This window comes from Pseudomonadota bacterium (assembly GCA_016711215.1).
In the GTDB taxonomy this organism is placed as follows: domain Bacteria; phylum Myxococcota_A; class Polyangia.
Genome location: JADJTL010000002.1, coordinates 431648 through 457680, shown reverse-complemented (window position 1 = coordinate 457680; position 26033 = coordinate 431648). Strand labels below are relative to the sequence as shown.

The 26033-nt window shown below is 72.4% G+C and carries 20 protein-coding genes; 10 read left to right on the top strand and 10 right to left on the bottom strand.

Translation table 11 applies throughout. The features are described 5' to 3' along the window. Positions 1-151: 151 nt before the first annotated feature. Complete coding sequence (gene recN, locus IPL40_06965; protein MBK8480901.1) at positions 152-1948, bottom strand: DNA repair protein RecN; 1797 nt, start codon at positions 1946-1948, stop codon at positions 152-154. Positions 1949-2130: 182 nt separating this feature from the next. Between recN and eno the strand changes: the two genes are divergently transcribed. From eno to IPL40_06930, 7 genes are all read left to right on the top strand, one after another. Next, the gene (gene eno, locus IPL40_06960; protein MBK8480900.1) at positions 2131-3432 is read left to right on the top strand and encodes a phosphopyruvate hydratase; all 1302 of its coding nucleotides are present in this window, start codon (positions 2131-2133) and stop codon (positions 3430-3432) included. A gap of 75 nt (positions 3433-3507) precedes the next feature. Continuing rightward, a complete protein-coding gene (locus IPL40_06955) occupies positions 3508-4686 on the top strand; it encodes a hypothetical protein (protein MBK8480899.1) in 1179 nt (392 codons plus the stop codon). 135 nt (positions 4687-4821) lie between these two features. Continuing rightward, entirely contained in the window at positions 4822-5922 is a 1101-nt protein-coding gene (locus IPL40_06950) for a cache domain-containing protein (protein ID MBK8480898.1), read from the top strand. Between the two features lie 19 nt (positions 5923-5941). After that, positions 5942-6640: a hypothetical protein gene (locus IPL40_06945; protein MBK8480897.1), complete on the top strand. Its 699-nt coding sequence runs from the start codon at positions 5942-5944 to the stop codon at positions 6638-6640. Positions 6641-6871: 231 nt separating this feature from the next. Next, the gene (locus tag IPL40_06940; protein ID MBK8480896.1) at positions 6872-7807 is read left to right on the top strand and encodes a hypothetical protein; all 936 of its coding nucleotides are present in this window, start codon (positions 6872-6874) and stop codon (positions 7805-7807) included. 139 nt (positions 7808-7946) lie between these two features. Further along, the gene (locus tag IPL40_06935; protein MBK8480895.1) at positions 7947-8702 is read left to right on the top strand and encodes a hypothetical protein; all 756 of its coding nucleotides are present in this window, start codon (positions 7947-7949) and stop codon (positions 8700-8702) included. A gap of 1 nt (position 8703) precedes the next feature. Beyond that, positions 8704-9633 (top strand): NAD(+)/NADH kinase, encoded by a 930-nt coding sequence (locus IPL40_06930; GenBank protein ID MBK8480894.1) that lies wholly within the window; start codon positions 8704-8706, stop codon positions 9631-9633. A gap of 34 nt (positions 9634-9667) precedes the next feature. On the opposite strand, the gene IPL40_06925 is transcribed toward IPL40_06930, so the two are convergent. The 9 genes from IPL40_06925 to IPL40_06885 form a co-directional block, all read right to left on the bottom strand. After that, positions 9668-10669: a clan AA aspartic protease gene (locus IPL40_06925; protein ID MBK8480893.1), complete on the bottom strand. Its 1002-nt coding sequence runs from the start codon at positions 10667-10669 to the stop codon at positions 9668-9670. A 128-nt stretch (positions 10670-10797) separates the two neighbouring features. Continuing rightward, positions 10798-12135, bottom strand: coding sequence for a hypothetical protein (locus IPL40_06920; protein MBK8480892.1), 1338 nt, complete (start codon positions 12133-12135; stop codon positions 10798-10800). A 16-nt stretch (positions 12136-12151) separates the two neighbouring features. Then, positions 12152-12823 carry an RNA polymerase sigma factor gene (locus IPL40_06915; protein ID MBK8480891.1) on the bottom strand — a complete coding sequence of 224 codons (672 nt, stop codon included), beginning with the start codon at positions 12821-12823 and terminating at the stop codon, positions 12152-12154. After that, positions 12741-14123: a DEAD/DEAH box helicase gene (locus IPL40_06910; protein ID MBK8480890.1), complete on the bottom strand. Its 1383-nt coding sequence runs from the start codon at positions 14121-14123 to the stop codon at positions 12741-12743. Before IPL40_06910 ends, IPL40_06915 begins: the two co-directional genes overlap by 83 nt. A 301-nt stretch (positions 14124-14424) precedes the next feature. Beyond that, the gene (locus IPL40_06905) at positions 14425-14898 is read right to left on the bottom strand and encodes a DUF2085 domain-containing protein (protein ID MBK8480889.1); all 474 of its coding nucleotides are present in this window, start codon (positions 14896-14898) and stop codon (positions 14425-14427) included. Then, complete coding sequence (rsmA, locus tag IPL40_06900; GenBank protein MBK8480888.1) at positions 14888-15826, bottom strand: ribosomal RNA small subunit methyltransferase A; 939 nt, start codon at positions 15824-15826, stop codon at positions 14888-14890. Before rsmA ends, IPL40_06905 begins: the two co-directional genes overlap by 11 nt. Continuing rightward, on the bottom strand, positions 15823-16836 hold the full coding sequence (gene tsaD, locus IPL40_06895) for a tRNA (adenosine(37)-N6)-threonylcarbamoyltransferase complex transferase subunit TsaD (GenBank protein ID MBK8480887.1): 1014 nt from the start codon (positions 16834-16836) through the stop codon (positions 15823-15825). The genes rsmA and tsaD overlap by 4 nt, the downstream gene beginning before the upstream one ends. A gap of 35 nt (positions 16837-16871) precedes the next feature. Next, positions 16872-19754: a DUF4388 domain-containing protein gene (locus IPL40_06890; GenBank protein MBK8480886.1), complete on the bottom strand. Its 2883-nt coding sequence runs from the start codon at positions 19752-19754 to the stop codon at positions 16872-16874. Between the two features lie 215 nt (positions 19755-19969). Then, on the bottom strand, positions 19970-20404 hold the full coding sequence (locus IPL40_06885; protein MBK8480885.1) for a CBS domain-containing protein: 435 nt from the start codon (positions 20402-20404) through the stop codon (positions 19970-19972). 298 nt (positions 20405-20702) lie between these two features. Between IPL40_06885 and IPL40_06880 the strand changes: the two genes are divergently transcribed. From IPL40_06880 to IPL40_06870, 3 genes are all read left to right on the top strand, one after another. Then, positions 20703-22073 (top strand): TrpB-like pyridoxal phosphate-dependent enzyme, encoded by a 1371-nt coding sequence (locus IPL40_06880; GenBank protein ID MBK8480884.1) that lies wholly within the window; start codon positions 20703-20705, stop codon positions 22071-22073. Positions 22074-22084: 11 nt separating this feature from the next. Beyond that, the gene (locus tag IPL40_06875; GenBank protein ID MBK8480883.1) at positions 22085-22912 is read left to right on the top strand and encodes a thermonuclease family protein; all 828 of its coding nucleotides are present in this window, start codon (positions 22085-22087) and stop codon (positions 22910-22912) included. 351 nt (positions 22913-23263) lie between these two features. Further along, positions 23264-25993: a tetratricopeptide repeat protein gene (locus IPL40_06870; protein MBK8480882.1), complete on the top strand. Its 2730-nt coding sequence runs from the start codon at positions 23264-23266 to the stop codon at positions 25991-25993. Positions 25994-26033: the final 40 nt, after the last annotated feature.

Genomic DNA, 26033 nt, shown 5'->3' with positions numbered 1-26033 from the left:
CGCTCCCCGAGGACGAGCTAGCACCCGAAAAACTTGGCTGTCAATTTTACCCGAGCGCTGCGGCGCCGCGCCGCCACGCCGCCGTCGACTCAGCCCAGCGTCAGCGCGGCTGCGAGGACGCGGCGCGCGGCACCTTCACGTATGATTTGATTCATGCTGAGTCGCGGGCGCTGCGGCCCTTGCGCCCGCTGCGGGGCGCGACCTCGACGACGTCGACGACCTTGTCGACGTTGGCCGACGCGGCCAGCAGCCGACGAGCCTGCGCGCGCGCCTCCTCGGTCAGTTCGCTGCCGGCGAGCATGCGCGCCAGCTCCTCGACGCGCTCCTCGGCCGAGAGGATCCGCACCGCCGTGCGCGTGCGTCCGCCCTCCTGGGTCTTGCCGACGTGCAGGTGCAACTTGGCGTAGGCCGCCACCTGCGGCAGGTGCGTGACCACCAAGACCTGCCGGTGCTCGGCCACCGCCGCCAGCGCGCGCCCCACGACATCGGCGACGGCGCCGCCGATGCCCGCATCGACCTCATCGAAGATCGAGGTGCTGACGGGATCGACGCTGCCGACGACCTGGCGCAGTGCCAGCACCAGGCGCGAGAGCTCGCCGCCCGAGGCGGCGCGTCCGATCGGCAGCAGCGCCTCGCCGGGGTTGATCGCCACCTGGAAGTCGACGCGATCCCAGCCCTCGGGCCCCACTCGCCGCGCCGCGCCATGCTCCTCGAAGACCAGCGCTGGATCGTCCCCGTCGCGCACCGCCCGCCCCTCGATCAGCGCGCTGAGCCGCGCGCCGGGCATGTGCAGCGCCTGCAGATGCGTCGAGACCTGCGCGCCGAGCCGGCTTGCAGCAGCGGTGCGTTCGGCGCTCAGCCTCCGCGCCGCCGCTCGGACCTCGGCGCGGGCGGCGTTCAGCTCGGCCTCGAGGGTTTCGCGCTGCTCGTCGACCGCCGCCAGCTCATCAGCTTCGCGACGCAGCCCGTCGACGCGCTCGAGCAGCTCGTCGATCGAGGCGCTGTGCTTGCGCTTGAGCCGATGCAGCAGGTCCAGCCGCTGCTCGACCTGTTGGAGCTGCTCGACGTTGACCTCGACGTGCTCGGCGTAGCGACCGAGCTCGCGCGCGGCGTCCTCGACCAGCACGCGTGCCTCGTCGAGCTGGCGCACGAGGGGCGCCAGCTCGGGATCGGCGCTGCAGAGCTCCGCCAGGCGCCGCGCGATCGGCGCGATCCGCGCGGCCACGGCCTCGTCCGCGCCGTAGAGCAGGTCCTCGCCCTCCTCGGCCGCCAGCCGCAGCTCAGCGGCGCTGCGCAGCTTGCGCTCCAGGGCGTCGAGCAGCGCCTCTTCGCCCGCGCGCAGCTCCGCCGCCTCGAGCTCGCGCAGCTGGTAGCGCAGGAAGTCGAGGCGCTCGGCGCGGCTTCGCTCGTCGAGGGCGGTCGGTCGCAGTGCGAGGCTGGCGCGCTGCAAGCGCGCGAAGGCCTGCGCCATCGCCGCCAGGTCTGCCGGCGGCACGCCCAGCCCATCGAGGATCGAGCGTTGCACCGTGCGATCGGCGAGCGTCTGATGCTCGTGCTGGCCCGCGAGGTCGAGCAGGCGCTCGGTCAGCCGCGCCAGCACCCCCGTGGTGCAGAGCGCGCCGTTGACGTAGACGCGACCCCGGCCACTGCTGCCGATGATGCGGCGGATCACCAGCTCGTCGCCCTCGACGGGGAGCCCGAGCTCGTTGAGCCGCTGCACGACCTCGGCGCGCTGACTGAGGTCGAAGAGGGCCTCGATCACGGCCTCCTTGCAGCCTCGGCGCACGAGCTCGGCGCTCGCGCGGTCGCCCCGCAGCAAGCCGGTGGCACCGACGATGATCGACTTCCCGGCGCCCGTCTCGCCCGTGACGACGTTGAGCCCGCCGTGGAGCTGGAGCTCGACGTGCTCGATGATCGCGTAGTCGGTGATGCGCAGCGCGACGAGCATCGGACCTCGCAGCGAGCGCCAGCCGCGGCGCCGCAGGCGACCCTGCCTAGCACAGGCCTTCCCGGATCGTCGAGCAATCGCGCGCTCGCTCGGGCCTGCAGGCCCATCGCTGCCCGTCACCTTGCCTTGACCGGCCCGCGCGCCTCTGGTAGGTCCAGCGCGCCACAGCCAAGGAGCTTGTCATGACCGAGATCATCGAAATTTCTGCCCGTGAAATCCTCGACTCGCGCGGGAATCCCACCGTTGAGGTCGAAGCCCATACCGTCGGTGGCGCGATCGGCCGCGCGGCCGTCCCCTCCGGCGCCTCGACCGGGGAGCATGAGGCGCTCGAGCTGCGCGACGGCGATAAGGCGCGCTATCTCGGCAAGGGCGTGCTCAAGGCCGTCGAGCATGTCGCCGAGCAGATCGCCCCGGTGGTCGTCGGTCTCGACGCGCTCGATCAGGCGCTGGTCGACCAGACGATGCTGCGCCTCGACGGCACGCCCAACAAGGCCAAGCTCGGCGCCAACGCGATGCTCGGCGTCTCGCTCGCCGTCGCCCGCGCTGCGGCCGACTCCGTCGGTCTGCCGCTCTACCGCTACCTGGGGGGCGCCAACGCCCGCCGGCTGCCGGTCCCGCTGATGAACATCCTCAACGGCGGCGCGCATGCCGACAACAACGTCGACGTGCAGGAATTCATGGTCGTGCCGCACGGCTTCCCAAACTTCGCCGAGGCGCTGCGCGCCGGCGCCGAGATCTTTCATAGCCTGAAGCAGGTGCTCAAGGCGCGCGGGCTCAATACCGCCGTCGGCGACGAAGGTGGCTTCGCCCCGAATCTCGAGAGCAACGAGGCGGCGCTGGTGGCGCTGATGGAGGCCATCGCCAAGGCCGGCTACAAGCCGGGCGCGCAGGTCTCGATCGCCATCGACGCCGCCGCCAGCGAGTTCTACGACAAGGCCAAGGGCAAGTACGTGCTCGCCGGCGACAAGCTCGAGCTGAGCTCGGCGCAGCTCGTCGACCACTGGGCGCGGCTCGCGGAGAAGTACCCGATCGTCAGCCTCGAGGATGGCATGCAGGAGGGCGACTGGGACGGCTTCACGGCGCTCTGTGCGCGCCTCGGCGACCGCGTGCAGCTCGTCGGTGACGACCTCTTCGTCACCAATACGGACTTCATTCGCCGGGGGATCGAGCGCAAGGCGGCGAACTCGGTGCTGGTCAAGGTCAACCAGATCGGCACGCTGACCGAGACCCTCGAGGCCGTCGAGATGGCGCATCGCGCGGGCTGGACGACGATCATCTCGCACCGCAGCGGCGAGACCGAGGATACCTTCATCGCCGACCTGGCGGTCGCCACCGGCTCGGGGCAGATCAAGACCGGCTCCGCGAGCCGCTCCGATCGCGTCGCCAAGTACAACCAGCTGCTGCGCATCGGCGACGAGCTCGGTGAGACGGCCAGCTTCCTCGGCTCCAGCGCCTTCCGCGGCCTGGCCGCCAAGGGCGCCTAACGCCGAGCGCGTCGCTCCGCGGCCCGGGTCCTCTCCCGGGTCGCCTCCACATCCTTGAACAACCGAGGTGCTTCGATGGCTGAGCGCACTATCAACCAGGTGTGCAGGGGGTCGTCCCGCGCGCCGATCGGCTTCGTCCTCGCCGCGCTGCTGAGCGCCACGGCGGCCTGCAGCAGCTACACGGCCGTCGGCCCGGATGTCGTCACAGGCGTCAACCCCGATGGGTCCCCACGCTGGGTCAATCGCGGCAGCGGGCTGTGGCAGGACGGCGCGGGCAAGGCCTTCTTTGGCGTCGGCCTGGTACAGGGCATCGCCAGCGAGTCGCTCTCGCGCCAGACCGCTGACAATCGCGCGCGAGGCGAGATCGCCCGCCTCTTCGATCTCTATGTGGCCGCGCTGATGCGCGACTACCAGCGTGCCAGCAGCAGCAGCGTCGCGCCCGACGCCAGCGCCGAGGAGCAGGACGTGCTCTCCGTGCAGCAGACGCTGACCAGCGTGACGCTGCGCGGCGTCGAGATCGTCGACCACTGGGTCGATCCCGCCACCCGCACGCGGTATGCGCTGGCCCGGCTCGATCTCGCGCAGGTGCCGCCGGCCGTCGCCGCCGCGCCGGGTCTCAGCCCGCACACGGTGGCCCATGTGCGGCAAAATGCCGAGCGAGCCTTCGGCGAGCTAGCGCAGGCGCTAAAGACTCGGCCCACGGCTGCCGCTGGCGCGCTGGCGAGCGACGCACCGCCGACCGCCGAAGCGTCCGGGCGTCCCGAGGCGCCCGGTGACGCCGAGAACCCAGGCGACGCCGAGGCGCCAAGTGACGCCGAGAGCGCTCCGGAGACGGGCCCGACGGCAGCGCCCAGGGCTGAACCCCTCGCCGCGGCGCGGCCCGAGGGTGCCCCGCCGCGGCTCGGGCTGCGCGTGACCGGACGCGACGCCAAGACGATCCAGACCTGCTTCGCCAGCCGCCTGCTCGCCGGTGGGCACGAGCTGATCGAGGACAGCTCCGACGTGGAGGTCGCCATCGGCGTCGAGCTGCGTTACGAGGCGCTCGGCCAGGTCGGCGGCGTGGCGATGGTCCGCGCCGTGCTCGATCTGCGGGCGCAGCAGACCGCGGACAATCGCACCCTGCTCGCGGTGGCCGAGCGCCTCAAGGTCGGGCGCCCGACGCTGCAGCAGGCCGTGCTCAGCGCGTCGGCCAAGCTCTGCGACACGGTCGTCCCCAAGCTCGTCGAGCAGCTCAACCAGGCCCTCGGCCGCTAGGTCAAGCGGCGCCGGGCTTCCGCGTTGCCGGCCAGGCCTGCCGCGCTGGCGGCGGGCAGGGTGCCGAGGCGTGAAGACAATCGCGCTTTATTACTGAGAAGAGTGTATGCTCACACACCTGGTGGAGGCGGCGCCATGGAGCGAGAAGCGGGGACGCGTTCCGAGGTGACCGCCGGTCTTCCGCCCTCCACCATCCGAGGTCAGAGCTGGGCTGCGGAGACGGCGCGCACCGTGCTCCCTTCCGTCCTCGCGGTGGGGCTCTTCGTCCTCGCGATCTTCGGCGTGCTCCTGCCGGCCTTCAAGGACTCGGTGCTCGAGCGCAAGAAGGACATGTTGCGCGAGCTGACGCGGACCGCGCACGCGGTCTTGGCCTTCCAGGAGGCAAAAGTGCGTCAGGGCCGCAAGACCGAGCGGCAGGCCCAGCAGGAGGCGATCGCCCAGCTTCGCCGCCTGCGCTACGGCCCAGAGGGCAAGGACTACTTCTGGGTCAATGACCTGCATCCCAGGATGGTCATGCATCCCTATCGGCCCGATCTCGACGGCCAGAGTATGAGGGAGTTCAGAGACCCCCGAGGGACCCTGCTCTTCGTCGAGATGGTCAAGCGGGTCAAGCAGGGCGGCGAGGGCTTCACGCCTTACCTCTGGCAGTGGAAGGACGACCCCCACCGGGTGGTGCCGAAGCTCTCGCACGTGCGGCTCTTCGCCCCCTGGCAGTGGGTCGTCGGCACGGGCGTCTACCTCGACGATGTGAGGGCCGAGGTCTCGGCCCTCGTGCGCTCGGTCCTTGGGGTCTCCCTCGGCATTCTCACGCTGATCGGCCTGCTCTCGTTCTACATCGTGCGAAATTCCCTGCGGGGCACGGCCGAGCGCCGGGAGGCCGAGCTGCGGCTCGCCGCCTACCGCGACAGCCTGGAGGACCTCGTCGAGGAGCGCACGGTCGCCCTCGCCCTCGCCAACGGGCGGCTGACTGAGCAGGTCAGCGCGCTCGAGGCGGCCGAACGCCTGAAGGAAAAACTGATCAGCGACCTGCAAGCTGCGGCCTCCGAGGTCAAGACGCTCAGCGGCCTGCTGCCGATCTGCGCCTCGTGCAAGAAGATCCGCGACGAGCGGGGGCATTGGAGTCCGGTCGAGGTCTACATCGAGCATAAGTCCGATGCGGAGTTCACCCATGGCATCTGTCCTGGCTGCGCGAAAAGGCTCTACGGGGTCGACGACACGCCCCGCGTCTCGCGCTGAGCAGAAGAAAGGCGCGTCGATGAAGATCAAGCTGCGTGGCATGGCGCCATGGGTGGTCTCGGGGCTCACCCTGCTCGTGCTGCAGGGCGCGGCGGGCGATAAGGGCGGCTGTGGTGGCGGCCTCGACAACCGCGCCGGCGAGCCCGGCCTCGAGGTCGGTGGTGCGGCGGGCGCCGACTGGGACGTGAGCTACGGCGATGCGCTCGAGGTCCTCGTCAAAAACGGCGCTGTCGTGGTCTCGAGCCAGGCGCTCTCGCTGGCGACGGGGGGCACCTTCGACCTGGCAGGCACCACCGTCGAGCTGCGGGCGCTCTGCGCGCGCGGCGATATCGCCTGTCCCGAGGACGTCTTTCCGGCCCGGGTGCGCATGACCCAGCCCGGTTCGAAGCTGCATCTGCTCTACGTCACCTTCAATCAGGTCGGCCCGCTCGACGCGCTGACGCAGGCCACGCTGCTCGGCAATGTCGACAGCGACTACGACTTCTCGATCGCGCTCGGCGTCGGCGCGGCAGGCGCCGGCTCCTGCGGCCTCCTCAAGGTCTCCTACGCCACCGGGACCATCGCTCACGACGACGCAGAGCCGCCGCGCGGCAGCGCGCTGAGCGGTGAGATCGTCACCGCCTACGCCGGCGGCTGCATCGCCCTCGGCCAGCAGGGCAGCGCCGCCGCGGGTCTGACGGTGGAGTTCCGCCTGCCCTTCAGCGCCAAGCGCAGGTAGCCGGCGCCGCCTAGGCCCGCCCCACAGCCGTGGTGGCCGGCTGACCGCGTGCCCTGCGCTGGGCGGCGTGGGGTCCTGCGCGTGACGCTCGGTCATCGCCGGTGGTACGCGAAATGCATCAGCCGCCATCCCGCCCGCCCTGCGCGCCGATTTTCGGCCAGCGCGTGGAAGGCGGGGCGACCGCCGGCGAACGCCGCCTAGCCCGCGTACGCACGCTGAGGGACAGACCCGATGAGCGGAATCATGACGACGGAGGTTCGCGCCCTTGGTCGCGCGCGGCACGGTGCTCGGCTTGGGCTGCGCGGAGTGCTCGCGCTCCCGCTGCTGCTCGGCAGCGCCGCGCCCCGGCAGGCAGGCGCGGAAATTCCTTCTAGCTCGGGTCCTGGCCCGCGCGCGCAGCTGGTGATCCCTTCCGTGTTCCCGAACAGACGGAGCCTTCACCTCTTCGGCCAGGAGCATCGGGCCGCTAAGCCGGTGCTGGAGCGGGGTGGTGCGGCCCGCTTCGTGGCCCAACGCGCGGCAGGACTGGTCCCACACCTGACGCGGTTGCTCGATGCCAAGTTCGGCTTGGCGATGAACGCTCGCCCCGGGTCGCGGCCAATCGCACCTTCTTCGGAGCCGTCACGCGCGTATACCGAGACCATCGAGCTCGTGAACAGCCAAGGCGAGCGGGGCGGCGTCACGCTGAACTACAAGATGCAGTCGCTGCTCGTTCCGGGCGCGGGCCAGCCGCCGGCCAGGCGTCTACAGCTCCTCGCTCGCTGGGCCGCCGTCGAGCCGAGGCTCCTCGGACTCGAGGGTGGATCCCTGGTAGTTTTGGCGCGTGACTTCAATCTGGCTCCGAGGGCGGTACGGATCTGGACCTCCGCGGGCGGGGCCGTCGGCGGAAGCGAGACCAGCCTGGCCGACGTCGGGTCACCACTCGGCGACCTGCGGTGTCCCCTGATCGCGCTCGAGCTCGACGGGACGAAACGGCCCTGGTCGCCGACGGTGCTCTGGTACGACGTGACGGCGCCATTCGAGCAGGCCGAGGTCGCGCGCCCCGAGGTGGCCGATCTTCCTCTCCAGAGGCGCCAGGTCGATAACCACGTGACCGCGCTAACCGGTGGCGCCTATGCGCCCGCCGGCGATCCGCGCGAGCTGACGGTGGTCCAGCTCGCGCGCTGAGCTCCGCCTCTTTCTGCGCGGGCCAAGCCCTCCGCCGAGCCCTTGTCCGAGCCCTCGTCCGAGTCGGCCGAGCCCTTGTCCGAGCCGGACGCGCCCTCGGACTTCCGCGCGCGGGGCGGGTGTAATAGCCTGGGCGGCGATGTTGATCGGGATCGACGAGGCGGGGCGCGGGCCGGTGGTCGGGCCCCTGGTGGTCTGCGCGCTACGCGTCGATGAGGCCGGGGCGCGGGCGCTGGCGGCGCTGGCGCCGCGCGATTCGAAGGCCTATGGCGCGGGTCCGCGGGCGCGGGCCGCGCGCAGCGCCCTGGCGCGGCGCCTGCGAGAGATCGCGCAGGTCGAGCTCGAGGTGGCGGCGGCCGAGGAGGTCGACCGCTGGGCCTCGGCCGGCGGGCTCAATCGGTTGGAGCAGGCGCTGGCCACGCGGTTGCTGCGCCGCCTGGCGCGGCCGACGACGACCATCGTCGCCGACGGGGCGCGGCTCTTCGGCCCCCTGCAGCGGCAGTGGCCGCTGCTGCGCGCGCTCGACCGCGCCGACCAGAGCCATCCCGTGGTCGCGGCGGCGTCGATCGTGGCGAAGGTCGAGCGGGACGAGCGCCTCGGCGCCCTGCTCGCTGCGCTGCCCGGCGCGCTGCCCGGCGAGAGCGCTGGCGACGAAGCCGGCGGCGACGATCGGCACCCTGCCGGTGGCGGGTACCCCAACGCGGCCACCGCGCGCTGGCTCCGCGCCCATGTGGCGCGCCACCAGGCGCTGCCGCCGGGCTTGCGCCGGAGCTGGTCCTGGCCCGTGCTGGTCGAGCTGCTGGAGCAGCTCCAGCCGGCCGCCACCCCCGCGGCCGGCGTCAGGCGAGGCGCGCCGGTGGCGCAGGGGGCGCCGCCCGCCCAGGGAGCGGGCTGAGGTGAAGCTCGACCGCGTCCTCGTCGTCTACAAGAAGAGCCTCTACCAGCTCTACGTGCGCGAGCATCGCGATTCGGCGGTGCGCGAGGCGCTGCGCCGCGGCGATCCTGGCGTCTCGCGTCTGCGGCGCAGTGACGAGGTGCAGCGCGCGGCCAACGCGAGCGTCCAGCGCACGTTGCGTCGGTGCGGCATCGCTACCGAGCTGCGCTGGCGTGGGCAGCTGCGCGGGGTGCGCCACTGCGACCTCGTCGTCGCGGTCGGAGGCGATGGCACGCTGCTCGACGCCGCGCGCTACCTCGATGCCCGCGTCCCGCTGCTGGGCATCAACTCCGATCCCGAGGGCAGCGTCGGCCACCTCTGCGCCGGCACGGCGTCCGATCTGGACGCGCTGGTGGCCGCGCTGCGCAGTGGCACCCTGCGCCCGCGACGCCGCGCACGCCTGCGCCTGCGGCTCGACGGTAAGGCCGTGCTCGGTCCCTGTCTGAATGAGGCGCTCTTGGCCCACGAGAGCCCAGCAGAGCTCTCGCGCCTGGCGCTGGCGGTGCTCGCGTCCGAGGCGCTGGACGACGCGGGCGCGCTGCTCGACCCGGTCTCGATGACCTGGCAAGCGAGCCGGAGCTCGGGGCTCTGGGTCTGCACGGCGACGGGGGCGACGGGCGCGATGCGCTCGGCCGGTGGCCGTCCGATGGGCGCCGGATCGCGGCGGCTCCAATACCTCGTGCGCGAGCCCTTCCATCCGCCGAGCGCGTCGCGCAAGGCGGGCTGGCGCGGCTTCGTCGAGCCGGACGCGGCCCTCGTCGCCGCGAGCCGCATGCGCCGGGCGCGCCTTTGGGCCGACGGTCCCCATCGCAGCGTCGCGCTGCGCTACGGTCAGACCGTCGTCGTCGACGGCGGCGCACCGCCCCTGCTCTTGGTGCCGCGCCTCGCCTGAGCGCCGCCAAGTAGGGCAGGCCGCGCCTGCCCCACTACCAGGTCGCCGCGTCGACGTGCATCTCGAAGTGGCTGATCGGCGCCACCAGCGACCCGACGAGCTCTAGCGCGGCCTCGCCGCGCGGTGGCACCACGTTGACCGTGCCGGCGAAGGCGCCCTCGGCGCGACCATCGGGCTCGGCGCGGACGCGGACGCCGCGCAGCTCCCGCGGCGAACGGTTGCGAACCGTCAGCTTGACCGCGAGCGCCTCACCGCGCTGGACGCCTTTGACGTCGGTGAGGCTGATGAAGGGCCGGATGTCGTCCAGCCGATCGGCCGGCGCCGGGCGCGGGCTGAGCACCAGCAGGCCGGCCTCGTGGTCGATCGCGACGCGAAAGTGGCGCGTGAAGTTCGTGCCCAGCAGCCCGACCATGTCGCCCTGCGCGCAAGCGTCGCAGATCGCCACCGTCAGCCCGCCGGTGACGCGCGCAGCGCCGACGGCCAGGCCGTCGATGACGGAGATCGTGCGCGCGACGCGGCCGTTGGCGGTTTGCACCGTGACCGTCGGGTCAGCCGCGGTGACGTAGAGCCCGAGTCGCCCCAGCGTGGCGTGATCGATCGTGGTCAGGGAGGCGCCCGTGTCGAAGAGGAGCTTGGCCTCGAAGCGCAGCTCAGGTCCGGCCAGGACCACCGGCACCAGCATCGCCCCGCCGCGGTGCTCGAACTGGACCTGCACCGCTTGCATCGCGTCCGCCTCGCCGTCGGCGACGCCCGCATCATGCGACGCGGCCGCCGCGAGGGCTGTAGCGTCGGCGGGCCGCGTGGGCGCGAAGGCGGCGACGACGGCGGCGTCGATCGCGCCTGCTCGACCGGCTGTCAAGTCAAGAGCGGTCGAGCCGCTGCGTCGCTGCGCCCCCGCGGCCAGCGCCGACGGGGTGCTTCCCGGGATTCGCTCCTGCAGGGACGGCGCGGCGGGCGTGAGCTGAGAGGTCTCCTCGAGCCAGTTTCGCAGCAGCGCGCGCCCGGCCAGGCCAACGCCGGCGAGCGTGAAGATCACGCCCAGCGCGCGACGCCACCCGAGCCGCGAACGTACCCCCTTGGGGGGCAGTCGCGGTGGGCGTCGGGGTGAGAGGCGCGCCGTCGGCGAGAGGGGTACCGAAGCCCGTCGTGGCCGCGGCTGAGCGCTCACTGCGTCGCGCGCCAGGCCGCGAAGACGAGGGGAAAGCGCCCGCTCTGGCGCTGCAGCTGCGCGCTGCAGCCACCGAGGGCTCGGCCGCCCAGCGCGCGCACCAGCCTGTTTCCGGCGAGGGGCCGATCAGCCACCGCCTGCCCGCGTAGCTGGCGTTCGGCGCTCTCGAGCAGCGCGTCGCAGTCGGTGCTCGCCTCCGCCGCGGCGGAGGCCGCCGCCCGGGGCGGAGGCGCAGCGCTAGCGCTGCGTGAGCGCTGTGCGGGCGCTGCCGCGGGTGTGCGCGCAAAGCGCTCCTCCCGACTGCCGTAGGCCGCGCTGGCAGCAGCCGCGCTCTTGGCCGCCGCGGGTCCTTGGCCGCTCGCTGGGGTCGCCGCGTCCAGGTCGCCTTGCGCATAGGCCGAGCCTTCGTCGTCGGCTTCGCGGCGAACACCGCCTGCAGGCGCCCCGAGCGCGTAGGGCTGATCGAGCGCTGAGTCCGACGGCTCCGCGGCCAATCCGCTCGCTGCCGCTTGCCTGAGGTTGTCTGTCAACCTGCGCGGCCGCGCTGCCAGCCGCCTGCCTTCGGCCGCGCCCGGGCCGCCACCCGCCCCCGCTGCCCCGAGTGCGCGCCCGCGCGCCGGCGCGCCCCGGGTCGCCGGCGCCTGGCCACGCAGCCGATCGACGAAGCGCTCCCGCTCGGCGCCTTCGCGGGTTGCGCGCTCCGCTGCGCCCTCAGTCGGATCGCCGGCAGCCACGTCCTCCTCCGCGGCCGGTCGTATCGGCTGCAGCGCCACCGCCTCAGGGTCCCCCGAAGGCGCTAGGCTGGCCTTCGGGCTTCGCTCCGCGGGCGCGCTCTGCGGCACGGCGCGGTAGCCCGCGCCCTCTGGGTCGCCATCGCGCCCACTGTCGCGGCCAAGGAAGTGCATCGTCAGGCCGAAGACCAGCACCAGGCTCGCCGCCATCGGGACCGCCCAGGGAGGGAGGCGTTGAGCGCGGCCTCGGCGGAGGCGCTGGCGCAGGTCCTGCGGTGGGCGCGGGGCCGGGCGCCCGGCCTGGCTGCCCGCCCGTGCGCCTGGCAGCCTGAGCGCGGCCTGTTCGCGCGCCGCATCGAGCAAGCGCTCGGTGATCCCCTGCGCTGGTTCGACTGAAGTGTCGGCAGTCGCTTCGGCAGTCGCTTCGGCAGTCGCTTCGGCGGCGGCGAAGGCCGCGCGCGTTCGGCGCAAGCCGTCGAGCTCTTCGCGCAGCTCCGCTCGCTGCCCAAGCTCGCGCTCGAACTGCTGGCGCTCGGCTGCGCCGAGCTCGTCGTAGAGGTAGTCCACGAGGCGATGGTCGAGCTGCTGGGCGTCGTGGTTCATGCGTAGGCTCGAGCGCTCACGGTGAAGCCTGGGCCAGATCCCGGTACTCATCAAGCTCACGCCGCAAATACTCCAGCGCGTAGCGCATCCGGCTCTTGACGGTGTTCTCCGGTGCGCCCACGACCTCCGCGATCTCGCGAAACGCCAGACCCGAGACCTCCCGCAGGAGGAAGACCTCGCGCTGCTCGGCGTTCATGGTCCCGAGCGCCCCGTGCAGCCGCTGACCGAGCTCGTGGCCGATCGCCACGCGCTCGACATCGGGCGCATCGTCGCTCTGGGCGTCGCCGAGCGTGGGGCCATTGCCCTCCGCTTCACGGTGCAAGGGCTGGTCGAGCGAGGTCACGGCGCGCAGCTTGCCGCGCCGCCCGTGGTCGGCGCAGAGATTGCGCGCGATGGTGTAGATCCAGGTCGTCAGCTTGGCTTCGGGCCGGTAGCTCTCGGCATGGCGGATCAGCCGCAGAAAGGTCTCTTGCAGCAGATCCTCGGCCGCGGCGCGATTGCCGACGTGGCGCAGCAGGAACGCGAAGACGGGCCGCCGATGCCGCTCCAGCAGCACGGCAAAGGCCGCCACCTCGCCCTGCTGGTAGGCGAGCATCAGCGTCTCGTCAGTGCTTTGCTTGAGCTCCACGCCGTGGTCCGCTGCCGCTTGCGCCGCGCGGGCCAGTGCGCGCAAAGCCGCGGCCGACATTACCGCCGCGTGGGTCGCGGTCGCAAGGGGCTGAAGCGCCGGCGTCGACGCCGGCGCGCGGCGCGGGGCGTCCCATGGAGGGTGCTGCCGAGCGCAGCGCCGAGCGCGGGGCGGCGCGCAGGGCCGGGCGCCGGTCGTGCGTGCTCTCCTGGCGCGCGAGCGGGCGTCCGTCGACGGTGCGGCGCGGAATTGGCGCGCCGAGCCGGCGTTCGATCGCCCGCACCAGGGCGTCGTCGTCCCGCGTGACGAAGGTGATCGCTTGACCGCTCAGCCCCGAGCGGCCGGTGCGGCCGAGGCGGTGCGTGTAGGCCTCCGGCGTCACGGGCACGTCGAAGTTGACCACGTGCGAAACGGCAGCGACGTCGATGCCGCGCGCGACGATGTCGGTCGCCACCAGCACGTCGAAGCTCTTGCGGCGAAAGCCCTCCATCGCGCGATCGCGCTGGGCCTGAGACATATTGCCCTGCAGCGCCACGGCGCGATGCCCGTTCTTCGCGAGCGCGAGCGCCAGGCGCTTGGCGCGATGCTTGGTGCGGCTGAAGACGATCGCGGAGGTGCAGGCTTGGTCCCGCAGCAGCGTCTCGAGCGCGCTGAGCTTGTCGGGCTCATCCGTCGGGCAGAGCGAGTGCTCGACTGTTTCCACCGGAGCGACGGTGGCCAGCTCGACGACGTGAGGTGTGCGCAGCAGCTGATTGGCGAGGCCACGGATCTCGTGCGGCATCGTCGCCGAGAAGAGCATGTTTTGTCGCTGCGCGGGGAGGGCCGAGACGATCCGCCGCAGATCGGGGAGAAAGCCCATGTCGAACATATGGTCGGCCTCGTCGAGCACCAAGGTGCGCACGCGACCGAGCTGAACGTGGCCCTGCCGCATCAGATCGACCAGTCGGCCGGGACAGGCGACGATCACGGCTGGTTGCCGGCGCAGGCCGTCGATCTGCGCACGGGCCGAGACCCCGCCGTAGATCAGCTGGGTGTGGCAGCGCAGATGCGCGGCGAGCCGCCGCAGCTCGTTATCGACCTGCTGCGCCAGCTCGCGGGTCGGCTCGAGGATCAGCGCGTGCGGTCCGGCGCCGCGCCCGGTGGCGATCTGCTGCAAGATCGGCAGGGCGAAGGCGGCTGTCTTGCCGGTGCCGGTCTGCGCCAGCCCGAGGATGTCGCTGCCCGCCATGGCGGCCGGCAGGGTCGCCACCTGGATCGGGCGCGGCTCGGTGAAGCCCGCGCTGGCCAGGCCGCGTAGCACCTCCGGCGCGAGGCCGAAGGACCCGAAGCCGGGCTGGTCGGTGGGGATGGTCGTTTCCATGCGAACACTACACTCCTATCGGCCCTCGGAGCCGCGCTGCGCGCGGCATACCCGTGGCCGAGCATCTGACCCACGCAACAGTGCAGGCGAGAAGGTCGTTGAATCGTGGCGCGCTGAAGCGACGAGCACGTCACTTCAGCCTGTTGAGCGCCCCATGCGGTGACTGCGTCGCGGCGAAGACCGGCCGGGCGGGGATGCCCTGCCGCGCTCGTCGAGCAGACAGCGGGCGGTGTCTAGCACGGTCGGTGCGGGCGCGCCAGTTGTTGTTTGCAGTTGGTTGTTGTTTGCTGCGGGTGGTCGGTCAGTCGCGTCCCTGTGGCGCGTCGCGCTCGCGACGCCGTCGGCGCAAGCGCTCGACGGTCGCGCCGCCCGTGAGGAGCAGGGCGAGCTGGATCGCCAGCAGCTCGCCCGGGGGATCACGCCAGTGCAAAAAGAGCGTGCGCCCGAGCGCCAGGCCGAGCAGCCCGCCGGTCCAGAGCCGCCGCCCGCGGCCGCTCCGCCCGCCGAGGCGGGCCGAACCCCAGTCGAGCAGGGCCGGCGCGGCGCCGCCGAGCGCCAGCGCCGCATCGGGCAGCGGCTGCGGTCCGAGGCGTGCGCGCAGCGCAAGCTGCAGCGCGACGATCAGCAGCAGCGCCGAATAGAGCGCGGCGCAGCGCGCGCAGACGGCCACGCGCCAGGGACCCACGGGTAGATGCAGGCAGCGCGCCACGCTGGCGTCGCTGGCGTGCGTCAGCCCGAGCACGCAGAGGAGCCGTCGCGGCGCCTCAGGGCGCATCGTCCTCGGCCTCGACCCCGAGCGCGCCCTCCTGCGCGCCCTCCTGCGCGCCACGCGCCCAGGCCGTCGCTGAGGGCGGGGGCAGGGCGCGGGACAGCGCGGCGAACTGCATGACCGAGAGGGTCTCGGCGCGAGCGCGCGGATCGATGCCGCACTGCGCCAGGGCGAGCGCCACGGCCTCGCCGGGAAACGCGGCGCTGAGCGCCCGTAGCAGCGTCTTGCGACGCATGCCAAAGGCCGCGCGCACGGTCTGTCGTAGCGCCGCGTCATCGGCTGGCGCGCGTGGCGCCGCACGGAAGTCGAGGCGGATCACCGTCGAGTCGACCCGTGGCGGCGGGACGAAGGCGCCGCGGCCAACCTGCAGGCAGGTGTGCAGCTCGGCGTGCTGCTGCAAGAGCACGCTGGGCGCGCCATAGCGCCGCGTGCCCGGCCCGGCGACCAGCCGCTGGGCCAGCTCGCGCTGCAGCATCACCGTCGCCGAGCGCAGCGCAGCGCGTTGATCGAGCAGCCGGAACAAGAGCGGGCTGGCGATGTTGTAGGGCAGGTTGCCCACGACGACGAGGCGCTCCGCGGCGGCGACGGCGGCGAAATCGAAGGTCAGCGCGTTGGTCTCGAGGATCGTCACCGAGGCGACCTCGGCGAAGGCCTGGCGCAGCAGCAGCGCCAGGTCGCGGTCACGCTCGATCGCCAAGACCCGCCTGGCGCGCGCCGCCAGAGCACCCGTCAACGCGCCGAGGCCCGCGCCGATCTCGACGACGACGTCGGTTGGCTGGAGCGCGGCGGCGTCGGCGATGCGCGCGACGATGCGCGGATCGTGGAGGAAGTTCTGGCCCCAGCTCTTCTTGGCCTGGCGCCCATGTTGGCGCAGCAGCTGGGCGGCGGCGGCGAGCGCGGGCGGGAGCGTGGCCGGCGGCGTCGCGCGCGTCATGCGCGGCCGAGCGGCAGTCGCGCCTGGGGGTTTAGCTCGGGGCCGTCGCGCTCGCCTGCCTGGAGGCGGAGGGTGCCAGCCACCGCGATCATCGCCGCGTTGTCGGTGCAGAGCGCCAGTGGGGGCGTGTGCAGGGCCACGCCGGCCGCCTGCGCCGCGGTCTCGAGCACGGCGCGAATCGCCCGGTTGGCCAGCACGCCGCCGCAGGCGACGATCGCGTCGAGGCGATGGAGGCGCGCGGCGTGGATCGTCTTGCGCACCAGGACGTCGCTAACGGCGCGCTGAAAGCTCGCACAGAGATCGGCTTGCTCTTGGCGCGAGAGGGCACCATGGCCGCGCAGATAGTTGGCGACGGCGGTCTTGAGCCCGCTGAACGAGAAGTCGAGCTCGTCGCGCCGCGGAAGGGGTCGCGGCAGCCGGATCGCCCGTGGGTCGCCGCCGAGGGCCTCGCGCTCGATGATCGGCCCGCCCGGATAGCCCAGTCCGAGCAGCTTGGCCACCTTGTCGAAGGCCTCGCCCGCGGCGTCATCGCGGGTCGCGCCGAGCAGGCGATAGACCCCGAAGCGCTCGACCACCAAGAGCGCCGTGTGGCCGCCACTGACCAGCAGCGCGAGATGCCGCTCGGGCGGCGGCGGGCCGGCTGCCGCGAGCCGCGCCGCGCAGAGGTGCCCCTCCAGATGATTGATGCCGATCAGCGGCAGCCGATGAACATACGCTAGGGCCTTGGCGAACTGCACGCCGACCAGCAGGGCGCCGACCAAGCCGGGCCCCTGCGTCACGGCGATGCCGTCGAGCTGGCTCAGGCGCGTCTGCGCCTCTTGCAGCGCCTGCTGCACCACCGGCACGATGTTGCGCAAGTGGTGCCGCGAGGCCAGCTCGGGGACGACGCCGCCGTAGGGGCTGTGGATGGCGATCTGCGAGGCGATGACGTTGGCGCGGATCGTCACACCGTCGTCCAGCACCGCGGCGGCGGTCTCGTCACAGGAGGATTCGATGGCGAGTACGCGCATGGGGAGCCGACCGAGAGCGCCTCTCAGGGCGAGCGCTAGAGATTCTGCAGCACGGCGCTGATGTCGCGCGCGTGCTCGCAGCGCGGGCAGAGCCGCAGGTATTTCTCGTAGGCGACGCGCGCCGCCGGCCGGTCGCCGCGGTCCTGGAGCACCGCGCCAAGCACGAGCTGGGCCACGGGCGCTTCGGCATGGGCGGCCTCGGCCCGGCGGGCGAGCGCCAGCGCGTCGCGGTAACGGCCACGCTTCAGGGCATCGAAGGCGAGTTGTTCGAGGGCCTCCCAGCCGCTCGGATTGAGCGCGGCAGCCTGCCGCCAGAGCGCGAGGGCGCGGCGCGGCTGGCCGCCCAGTCGCCGCGCCTGAGCCACCCACTCGTCGTAGCTCGTCGCGGCCGCAGCCGTCGTCAGGGCCGCAGCCGTCGTCGCGGCCGCAGCCGGGATGGCCACCGCGGCTGCCGCGGTCGGGCGGCTCGCGCTCCCGGCACCAGCGGCGCCAGCGTCGCGGGCTCGGTCGGCGGCCAGCACTTGCCTCGCCGCCGCGGCGCCAGCGTCGCTCGAGGTCGGCGTCGGCTCGGCCGACCCGGCGACTGCCGCGGCGGCGCCGCTCGGTGGCGTAGCTGCCGGGTTGCTCGAACCGGGCTCGGACTCAGTCACCTCCGCGGGTTGTGCCGCCGCCGCAGCGCTGCCGCTGTGCTCCGGCGGGTCCCGGGGCACCGCCGAGACGGAAGCCAGGGGCGCGGTCGGGGGTCGCGAGCGATGGGACCACAGGACGGCGAGGCTCGCTCCGACGGCCAGCAAGGCGGTCAGGAGCGCCGCCCATTTCCAGCCCGCGAGGCGCTGGTGGCGCCCGACGAAGAACTCGGTCGTGCTGCGCGCGCGACGGAAGTCCGGCTGGTAGTCAGCCTCGAAGAAGATCCCGTCCTGCGTGTCGAGCTCCGGGTCGTCAGGCCCGAAGGCCGCCGCCTGCTCGGGCGTGACGCCTGCCCCGTGTTCTGCCTCCGCGCGGGAAGCCGCAGGTGAAAGGGGCCCGAGCGGTGCAGCGGGTCGACCCGTTCCCGGCGCCGCGCCTGACGCCTGCACGCTCGCCCCGGCGGGTGCGATCTCGGCGCTTGTGGCACTGTCGGCGCGCAGCGCGCCGATGGTCCCCGACAAGGTGCGCGCTCGCGGCGTCGCCGGCGCAGACGCACCCGCTCGCGTCCCCTCCCCGCGGGTGGGCGACGTCGAGCTTGGGCCCGCGGCCGCGCCCCCTGCATCTGTGCCGCCGTCCACAGGAGCGCCGCCGTCCACAGGAGCGCCGCCATTCACAGGGGGCCCCTCCTCGACAGCGGAGCCGAAGGGCGGCGTCCGGGCGCGCGGGAGCCCGAGTGAGAAACCACTGGCGGTGATGCGGCGCCGGGCGCGTCGGGCGCTGCTATCCGCCTCCGCCGCACTTCCCGTGGTCGCTGGCTCGCTCGCGCCCTCGACCCTGATCCCGGGTGCGGTGCTGACGCGGGGCAGCGCTGGGGCGGTCGGGGCGCCCGAGCCGCGCTCGGCGGTAGCTCGGCGGGTGCGCGTCGGTGGTGCGGGCGCGGGCCCGACGTGGATCCCCACGGCCGGCGTGCGGGCGCCGCCGCCTGTTACGCTCGTTAGTGGGCTCGTCGATCGGACGGGTCGCACCGGCAGAGGCGTCAGCTCGCGGCCGCGGGAGGGAGCCCCCGTGCCGGGCGCCGTGGCCACGTTGTGCAGTCCTCGCGCGGTCGTCTCGAAGGTCGCGGCGGCATCAAGCCCCGGCGGCGCCGCGACCGTGCCGGCCGTGGCCTCGGCCTCGACGGCGCGCGCAAAGGCCTCGCCGCTGCTGGTTTCATCCGCTGACGCCGACGATGAAGCGTCCAGCGCCGTGCCTTCACCCTCGCTCGGCCTGTTCGGCCTGTTCGGCTCGCCCGGCCTGTTCGGCTCGCTCGCCAAGGGAGGCGGCAGCGGCTGCGCTGGCGGCGGCGCGCCCGGCAGCTCGTGGATCAGACCGTCGAAGTAGAGCCGCCCGATGATCGTCAACGCCTCGAGCTCGTCGTAGTCGCAGGCGTCCACGACCTCGAGCAGGGCGCGCTCGCCGTCGAACAAGCGCAGGACCGCATTGACCTCATCCGGGATGTCGCCCAGGCACTCGCCGAGCTGCTTGAAGTCCACATCGAAGACGGTCGTGAGCGGTGGTAGCTGCTCGAGCAGCTTGCTCCATTGATCGGCCCGGCGCAGTCCCTCGGCCAGCACCGCGTGGTTCGCCAAGCCGACCATATCCTTGCGGCGCACGGCCTTCAGCTCGCTCTCGAACTGGCCCTCGGTCCACGCCAGCATGCGATAGACGGCGGCCGTGCCCTCGAGCGCGCCCAGCTCGCCGTCGACCAGCTTGCCGTCGCGAAAGAAGAGCGTGCCACGCTGGTCGGGCGCCGCGCTCAGCCGCACGACCCCGGACTTGCGTCCGAGCTCCATCGTCTGGATCACGTCGACCAGCGGCGTTTCGCTCAGGGCGCCGGCAAAGGCGCCGCCGTGGCTACCCTGCGCCAGGTGCTCGCGGTGCCGGCGGTCGAGCGCCATGCGCACGCGCGCGACGATGTCCTTGACGAAGATCGGCTTGGTCAAATAGTCGTCGGCCCCGAGCTGCATCGCGTACAGTCGCGTCTCGGGCGAGAGATCGCTGCCGATCATCAGCAGCGGCAGATCCGGCCAGGTCTCGGCCGCGCGCACGCGCTGGCAGAGGCCGAAGCCGTCGGTGCCCGGATGGCTGGCGTCGATAATCAAGAGGTCGGGCGGCGCGACGCTCAGTCGTTCCCAGGCCTGTCGATTGCCGGGGGCGCACTCGACGAAAAAGCCCGCCTGGCGCAGGCTGATTTCGAGCACATGACGGCCCTGCTCGTCGGCATCGACGAGCAGCAGGTTGACTCTGCTCAACTGCGCAGCCCCTCCGCCCGGTCCCGAGCGCACGGGTTCACGGTAACAAAGGCTCACAATCCCTACAAGTTTGGCCTTTTGCTGGGCTCGCCTCGGCGCCGCGCGTGGCCGCACGGAGGTCACGGGGGCGTGCCGCAGGTGCACGCAGCCTGACGTCGTCCCGCCATCGCCTGGCGCCGCTTCGGGCTCAGGCGAGCGCGGCCTCGCAGGGACGGCTAGCCGCCGATGATGTAGCGCTCGAGCTGCTCGATCAGCAGGCCCTTGGCGTGGATCACCGCCTTGACGACGTCACCGATCGAGATCACGCCGACCACGGCCTGCTGATCGAGCACCGGCAGGTGTCGCACCCGCCGCTCGGTCATCAGCGCCATGCACTCCTCCGCCGTGCGCTCGGGATCGACGTAATAGACCTTCCGCGACATGATCTCGGCCACGTTCGTGCTGCGCGACGCGCGTTCCTTGAGGATCACGTTTCGGGTGTAGTCGCGCTCCGAGATGATGCCCACCAGTCGCTGCCCATCGAGCACCACCAGCGCCCCGACGCCCTTGTCGGACATCAGCCGAATCGCCTCGTAGACGGTGCTCGACGGCCCGATCGACCAGACCTCGTGTCCCTTGCCGCGCAGCATGCTGCGAACCGTTTGGACCATCGGAGCTCTCGCTTTCTTCGGCCGGCCTACGGCCACGCTAGCCATTAATTACGCTCGGGAGGCCGAGCCTACGGCGCGCGCAAGCCAAGCTCAAGCTCGGAGCGCGCGCTTGGCCTCCTTGCCGATAGACCCGCGAGACGCGTGTCTTGACAGCGCCCCCGGGCCCCTGGTCGTATCGTCAGCGTCGCCGCCGCGACCCCGCGCAACCGGGGACGGGCACCTGCCGAAGATGCAGTGGCGCATCACGGCACGTTCGAGCGGCGAGGCGGCTGACAACTCATGACGGGGAGGCGCAGCGATGAACGGAAAGAAGATCCTGCTCGGCGAAGAGCACATCCCTCGGCAGTGGTACAACGTCCTGCCCGACTTGCCGGTGCCCCTGCCGCCGGTGATCCACCCGGGGACGCGGAAGCCGATCGGACCCGAGGATCTGGCGCCGATCTTCGCCATGCCGCTGATCGCCCAGGAGGTCAGCCAGGAGCGCTGGATCGACATCCCCGATGAGGTCCGCGACGTCTACAAGATCTGGCGCCCCACCCCGCTCGTGCGGGCCGATCGCTGGGAGCGCGCGCTCGATACGCCGGCCCACATCTACTTCAAGTGGGAGGGCAGCAGCCCGGCGGGCAGCCATAAGCTCAATACCGCGGTGGCGCAGGCCTTCTACAACAAGGTCGAGGGGCAGACGCGCCTGAGCACGGAGACGGGCGCGGGGCAGTGGGGCAGCTCGTTGGCCTTCGCCTGCAACGTCTTCGGCCTCGACTGCAAGGTCTTCATGGTCCGCGTAAGCTACGACCAGAAGCCGCACCGCCGGACGATGATGCAGGCTTGGGGTGCGACCGTGGCGGCCAGTCCGAGCACGGAAACCAAGGCTGGTCGCGACATCCTGGCTCGCGATCCCAACTCGGCGGGCAGCCTTGGCATCGCCATCAGCGAGGCGGTAGAGGTCGCGCTAGCGGAGCCCGGCACTAAGTACACGCTGGGCAGCGTGCTCAACCACGTGCTGCTGCACCAGACGGTGATCGGCCTCGAGGCCAAGCAGCAGCTCGAGCTGGCTGGCGAGGCGCCGGACGTGATGATCGGCTGCGTCGGTGGCGGCTCGAACTTCGGTGGCTTCGCCCTGCCCTTCATCCGTGACAAGTTGGTCCACGGCGCCAAGACGCGCTTCATTGCGGTCGAGCCGACCGCCTGCCCGACGCTGACGCGCGGCAAGTATCTCTACGATTTTGGCGACACCGCCTGCAGCACGCCGCTGATGAAGATGTACACGCTCGGCCATAACTTCATCCCGGAGTCGATTCATGCCGGCGGCCTGCGCTACCACGGGATGGCCCCGCTCGTGTGCCATCTCTACGACCTCGGACTGATCGAGGCCCGGGCGCTGCCGCAGTCGGGGGTGTTCGCGGCGGCGCTGAGCTTCGCGCGCGCCGAGGGGCTGATTCCCGCGCCAGAGCCGTCGCATGCGGTGAAGGCGGCGATGGACGAGGCGCTGCGCTGTAAGGTCAGCGGCGAGCGCAAGGTCATCGTCTTCAACCTCTGCGGCCATGGTCACTTCGACATGGCCGCCTACGAGCTCTATCTCAGCGGCCGGCTGCGGGACCATGAGCATCCCGAGCACGCGATTGAAGAAGCCCTCAAAGACCTGCCCGGGCTGCAGCCAAGCCTGACCTGAGGAGGCGAGCGATGCGCGGCGGCGGGCGCGGCGGCGCAGGTGGGGACGGGGGCGCGCCGCGCCGCGAACGCAGTGGCGGCGGTTCGCGAGCGCTGCCCCTGCTGCAGGTCTTGCTGCTGCTGGTGGGCTGTGGCGCGCCCTCGCCACCACCACCCCACGCTGCCTGGCAGGTGCAGGTGATCGCCGTGACGGACGGCGACACCCTGCGCGTGCGCCGCGACGGGCAGAACACCATCATCCGGCTCCATGGGGTCGACGCCCCCGAGCGCGCCCAGCCCTTCGGCGAGCGTGCCAGCCAGTTTGCGTCGAGCTTCGCCTTCGGTCGCAGCGCGACCATCGAGCCAATTACGGTCGATCGCTACAGTCGCCTGGTGGCGCGCGTCTTCGTCGACGGCCGCTGCCTGAATGAGGAGTTGGTGGCCCAGGGCCTCGCCTGGCATTATCGCCGTTACAGCACCAGCGCGACGCTCGAGCAGCTAGAAGGCGCGGCCCGCGCAGCCCGGCGTGGCCTTTGGTCGGAGGCCGACCCCGTGCCGCCCTGGGATTGGCGACGGCAGCACCCCCGCAGTGCAGGCAAGGCGAGCAGCAAGCAGCTCATGGCCGCGCGCGCGGGCGTCCGTGCCCAGGCATTGGCCGCCGCGCCGGAATCCGCGGCCAGCGCCCCGGCTCGTGGCGGCGGATGGATTGGCAATGTCCGATCCCGTGTCTTTCACCGCTCCGATTGCACGGCGGCTCGGTGCAAGCGCTGCACGCTGGCCTTCGCCAGCGCAAAGGCAGCGCTGCGTGCCGGATATCGGCCGCACACCACCTGCGACCCGAACAAGCTCAATAGCCAATGACATCAGCCAGCAGCGATAGCCGGCAGCGATAGAGCCAGCAGCGATAGAGCGATCGTCGACCAGCACGTCGTCGACGGCTCCACGCGGCCGCCGAGCCGGCCGCCCGGGCCCCCTGCCGTCGCAGTGGCTCTTTGCGCGAGCCGGGGCTAATGTACCGGCCGTCATCCGTTCCGGGGAGGTGGGTCGAACGCAGTGCGCCGGGTGGGCGGATCGAGTGCCACCGGCTGCGTGCCCGCGCTTGCTCGTATCGGACCAGGCCGGGCGCCCCTTGCGTGACGGTCGGATTCCGCGCGGCGGGTAGGCGTCGCGCGATGTGGCGGGTTGCCGCGCGAGAGACAAGAGGAGCCCTCGATGGGTCGTGGTGATATCCCCGACGAAATAGCAGTTGAGCCCGCGTCCGCTCCTGGCGTGCCCTGGCCCCCGGCCGGCGGGGAGCCGAACTCCGCCGCTGGAGGGGCTGGTGGTGCCTTCGATCCGCTCGCGCTGCTTGCTGGTCTGGCGCCGCAGCCCGCTGCGGTCTTCGATTCCGACCCGGGCTTCGCGTCCGAGGCCGCGGCGCCCGCGCCGGTCGTCGCGGAGAGCTGGGATCCGCTGGCCCCTGCCGCCGCCGATCCGCCGCTCAACGTCTCGAACGCGGCGTTCGACAGCACCGTTGCGGCGCCGGTTGCGGCCCTTCCCTTCGACGCCCTGGGCTCCGACGCCAGCTTCGATCTGGTCGAGTCTCCGCGCTATCGCCGGCGCCGTGGGCGCCGTTGGTTGGCTATCTCGGCGGCGCTCGCGGTGCTGGCCGTGTCCAGCGCTTTGGCCTATCGGCGCTGGCGCGACGATCGGCGCCTCGAGGCGGAATGGGTGGGCGTGCGCGCGGGCCTGCTGATGGGCACGGGCACGGGGATGGCGCAAGCCAAGCAAGCCCTGCAGCGCGCCGAAGCGCTGCCGCACGGCGACGCCGAGCTGCTGGCGGCGCAGGCCCTGGTGGAGGCCGCGACCGCGGTGGATCTGGGGGAGGACAGGCTGCCGGCGGCGCGGAAGCTGTTGCGGCGCGTCGGTCGCGGTGATTCCGAATGGCGCACCGCGGCGGAGGGCTTCCTCGCGTTGGTCGACGATCCTCAAACGGCCGCTGGCTACCTCAAGAAGGGGACCGAGATCTACGCCAGCAGCGCGCTCTTGCGGCATTTGCGCGGTCGGGCCTTGGCCTTGGCAGGGCAAGCCGAGGCCGCAGACCAGGCCTTTCGCGACGCCATCACCCTGGCGCCAGCGGCGCTCGCGCCCCGCGTTGCGCACGGCGTCCTGCTCGGCAGCCGGCCGGCCGGCCTGCCGGCCGCGATGACCGAGCTCGATGCGCTCGTGCAAGCCCATCCGGACTACGTTCCGGCGCTCGTCGCTCGTTCGCGGCTGCGTGCCGATCAGGGCGTGGACCTCGACGCCGCGGCTGCCGATGCCGCCCGCGTCACCAGCGAGCTCGCCGCGACCGCCGGGCGCGCGCAGCGCGCGTGGGCCCAGCTCGTCTCGGCCAAGGTGGCGCGGCAGCGCAACGACGTGCCCGCGATGCAGGCCGCGCTCGACGCCGCCGTCAAGGCCGCCCCGTGCTGTGACGCCGTCTTCCACGACCAGCTCGCGGCCGAGCTGCAAACGCTCCATCGCTGGAGCGACGTCGCCACGCAGGCCGCGGCCGCGCTGCGGCTCGCGCCACGAGGCGGTGCCTACGCCCAGCGGTTGGTTCGAGCCCTGCTGCAGCTCGGCCGGCCGGCGGCCGCGGCCTCGCGGCTGATCAGCGCGCCCGCGAACGACCCGGAGACGGAGCTCTTACGCGGGTGGTTGGCCTACGCCGAGGGGCGCTACGTGCAGGCGCAGCGGCTCCTCGAGCCGCTTACGCGCCGACCCGAAACGGCGCGCGACGCCGTCGTCTACTGGGCGCTGGCCCGCGCCCGCAGTGGCGAGTCGGCCGCGGCGCTTGAGCAACTCGCGGTCCTGCAGCAGCGCGCGACCGACGACGACGGCGTGCTGCAGGCGATCGGTCGCGTGCGGCTGTGGAGCGGAGCGCTCGGTGAGGCCGAGCGCGCGCTCAAGCAGGCCTGGAAGCTCAACGCCCTCGATCCGGCCACGCCCACGCTGCTGGCCGAGGTCGCGTCGGCGCGCCACGAGGTGCCGCGCGCCCGGCAGCGCTTCGCCCGCGCGCTGGCCTTGCGCACCGACTACGTGCCGGCGCGTCTCGGCCTGGCCACGCTCCTGCTGCGCAACGGCAACGTCGCTGAGGCGCGCGCGGTGCTCGAGCGCCTCGCCGCCGAAGATCGGCAGGGCAGCGAATACCATGTGGTGGCTGCCCGGCTGGCCCTCGCGGCGGGCGAGTTCGACGACGCCGCCACCGCGATCGGCGCGGCGCGGGGCGCCGGCCTCGCGGCGCCGTCGCTGCAGCTCCTGCAGGGCCAGTTGGCGCTCGGTCGCGGGCAGGCAGGGGCGGCGCTGGCGCCCCTGCGCGAGGCGCGCAGGGGCGCGGGAACCGATGTCGAGGTGCTGGTCGCCCTGGGCCAGGCGGCGCGGCGCTCCCGTGCGCTCGGCGAGGCGACCGAGGCGCTGGACGCGGCGCTGCAGCGCGACAGTGGTGATCCCGACGCGCTCTTCGAGCGTGGGCTCTTGGCCCTGGATGAAAACGACCCTCCCTTGGCCGTCCGTCGCCTGAGCGACGCGCTGGAGCAAATGGGCTTGCGCGGCTGGCCCCGGCCCCGCCTGGCGCCCGTCCACACGGCGCTCGGTCGGGCCCACTTGGCGCAAGGCGACAGCGGTCGCGCGATCGCTCAGTTGCAGGATGCCATCGACCTCGACCCGGCTGCTGCCGAACCCTACTACCGGCTGGCGCTCGTCTATCAGCGCCTCGATCACGCGCAGCGCACCTCTGAGTACTTGCTCAAGGCCTTCGAGCGCGATTCGCAGCGCACTGAGCTACTCTTCGACCTCGGCCAGACCTACGCCAAGCTCGGCGACGCGAAGGTGGCGCTGCGCTACCTCGACCAGTATCTTGGCCTCGGCGCCGGTGCCACCCGGGTCCGGGCCGCCCGAGCCCTGGCGGCGACGCTGCGCCGCTGAAGCTGGCCGCGCGGCTCGGCGGCTCGTCCCGGTCGCAGCG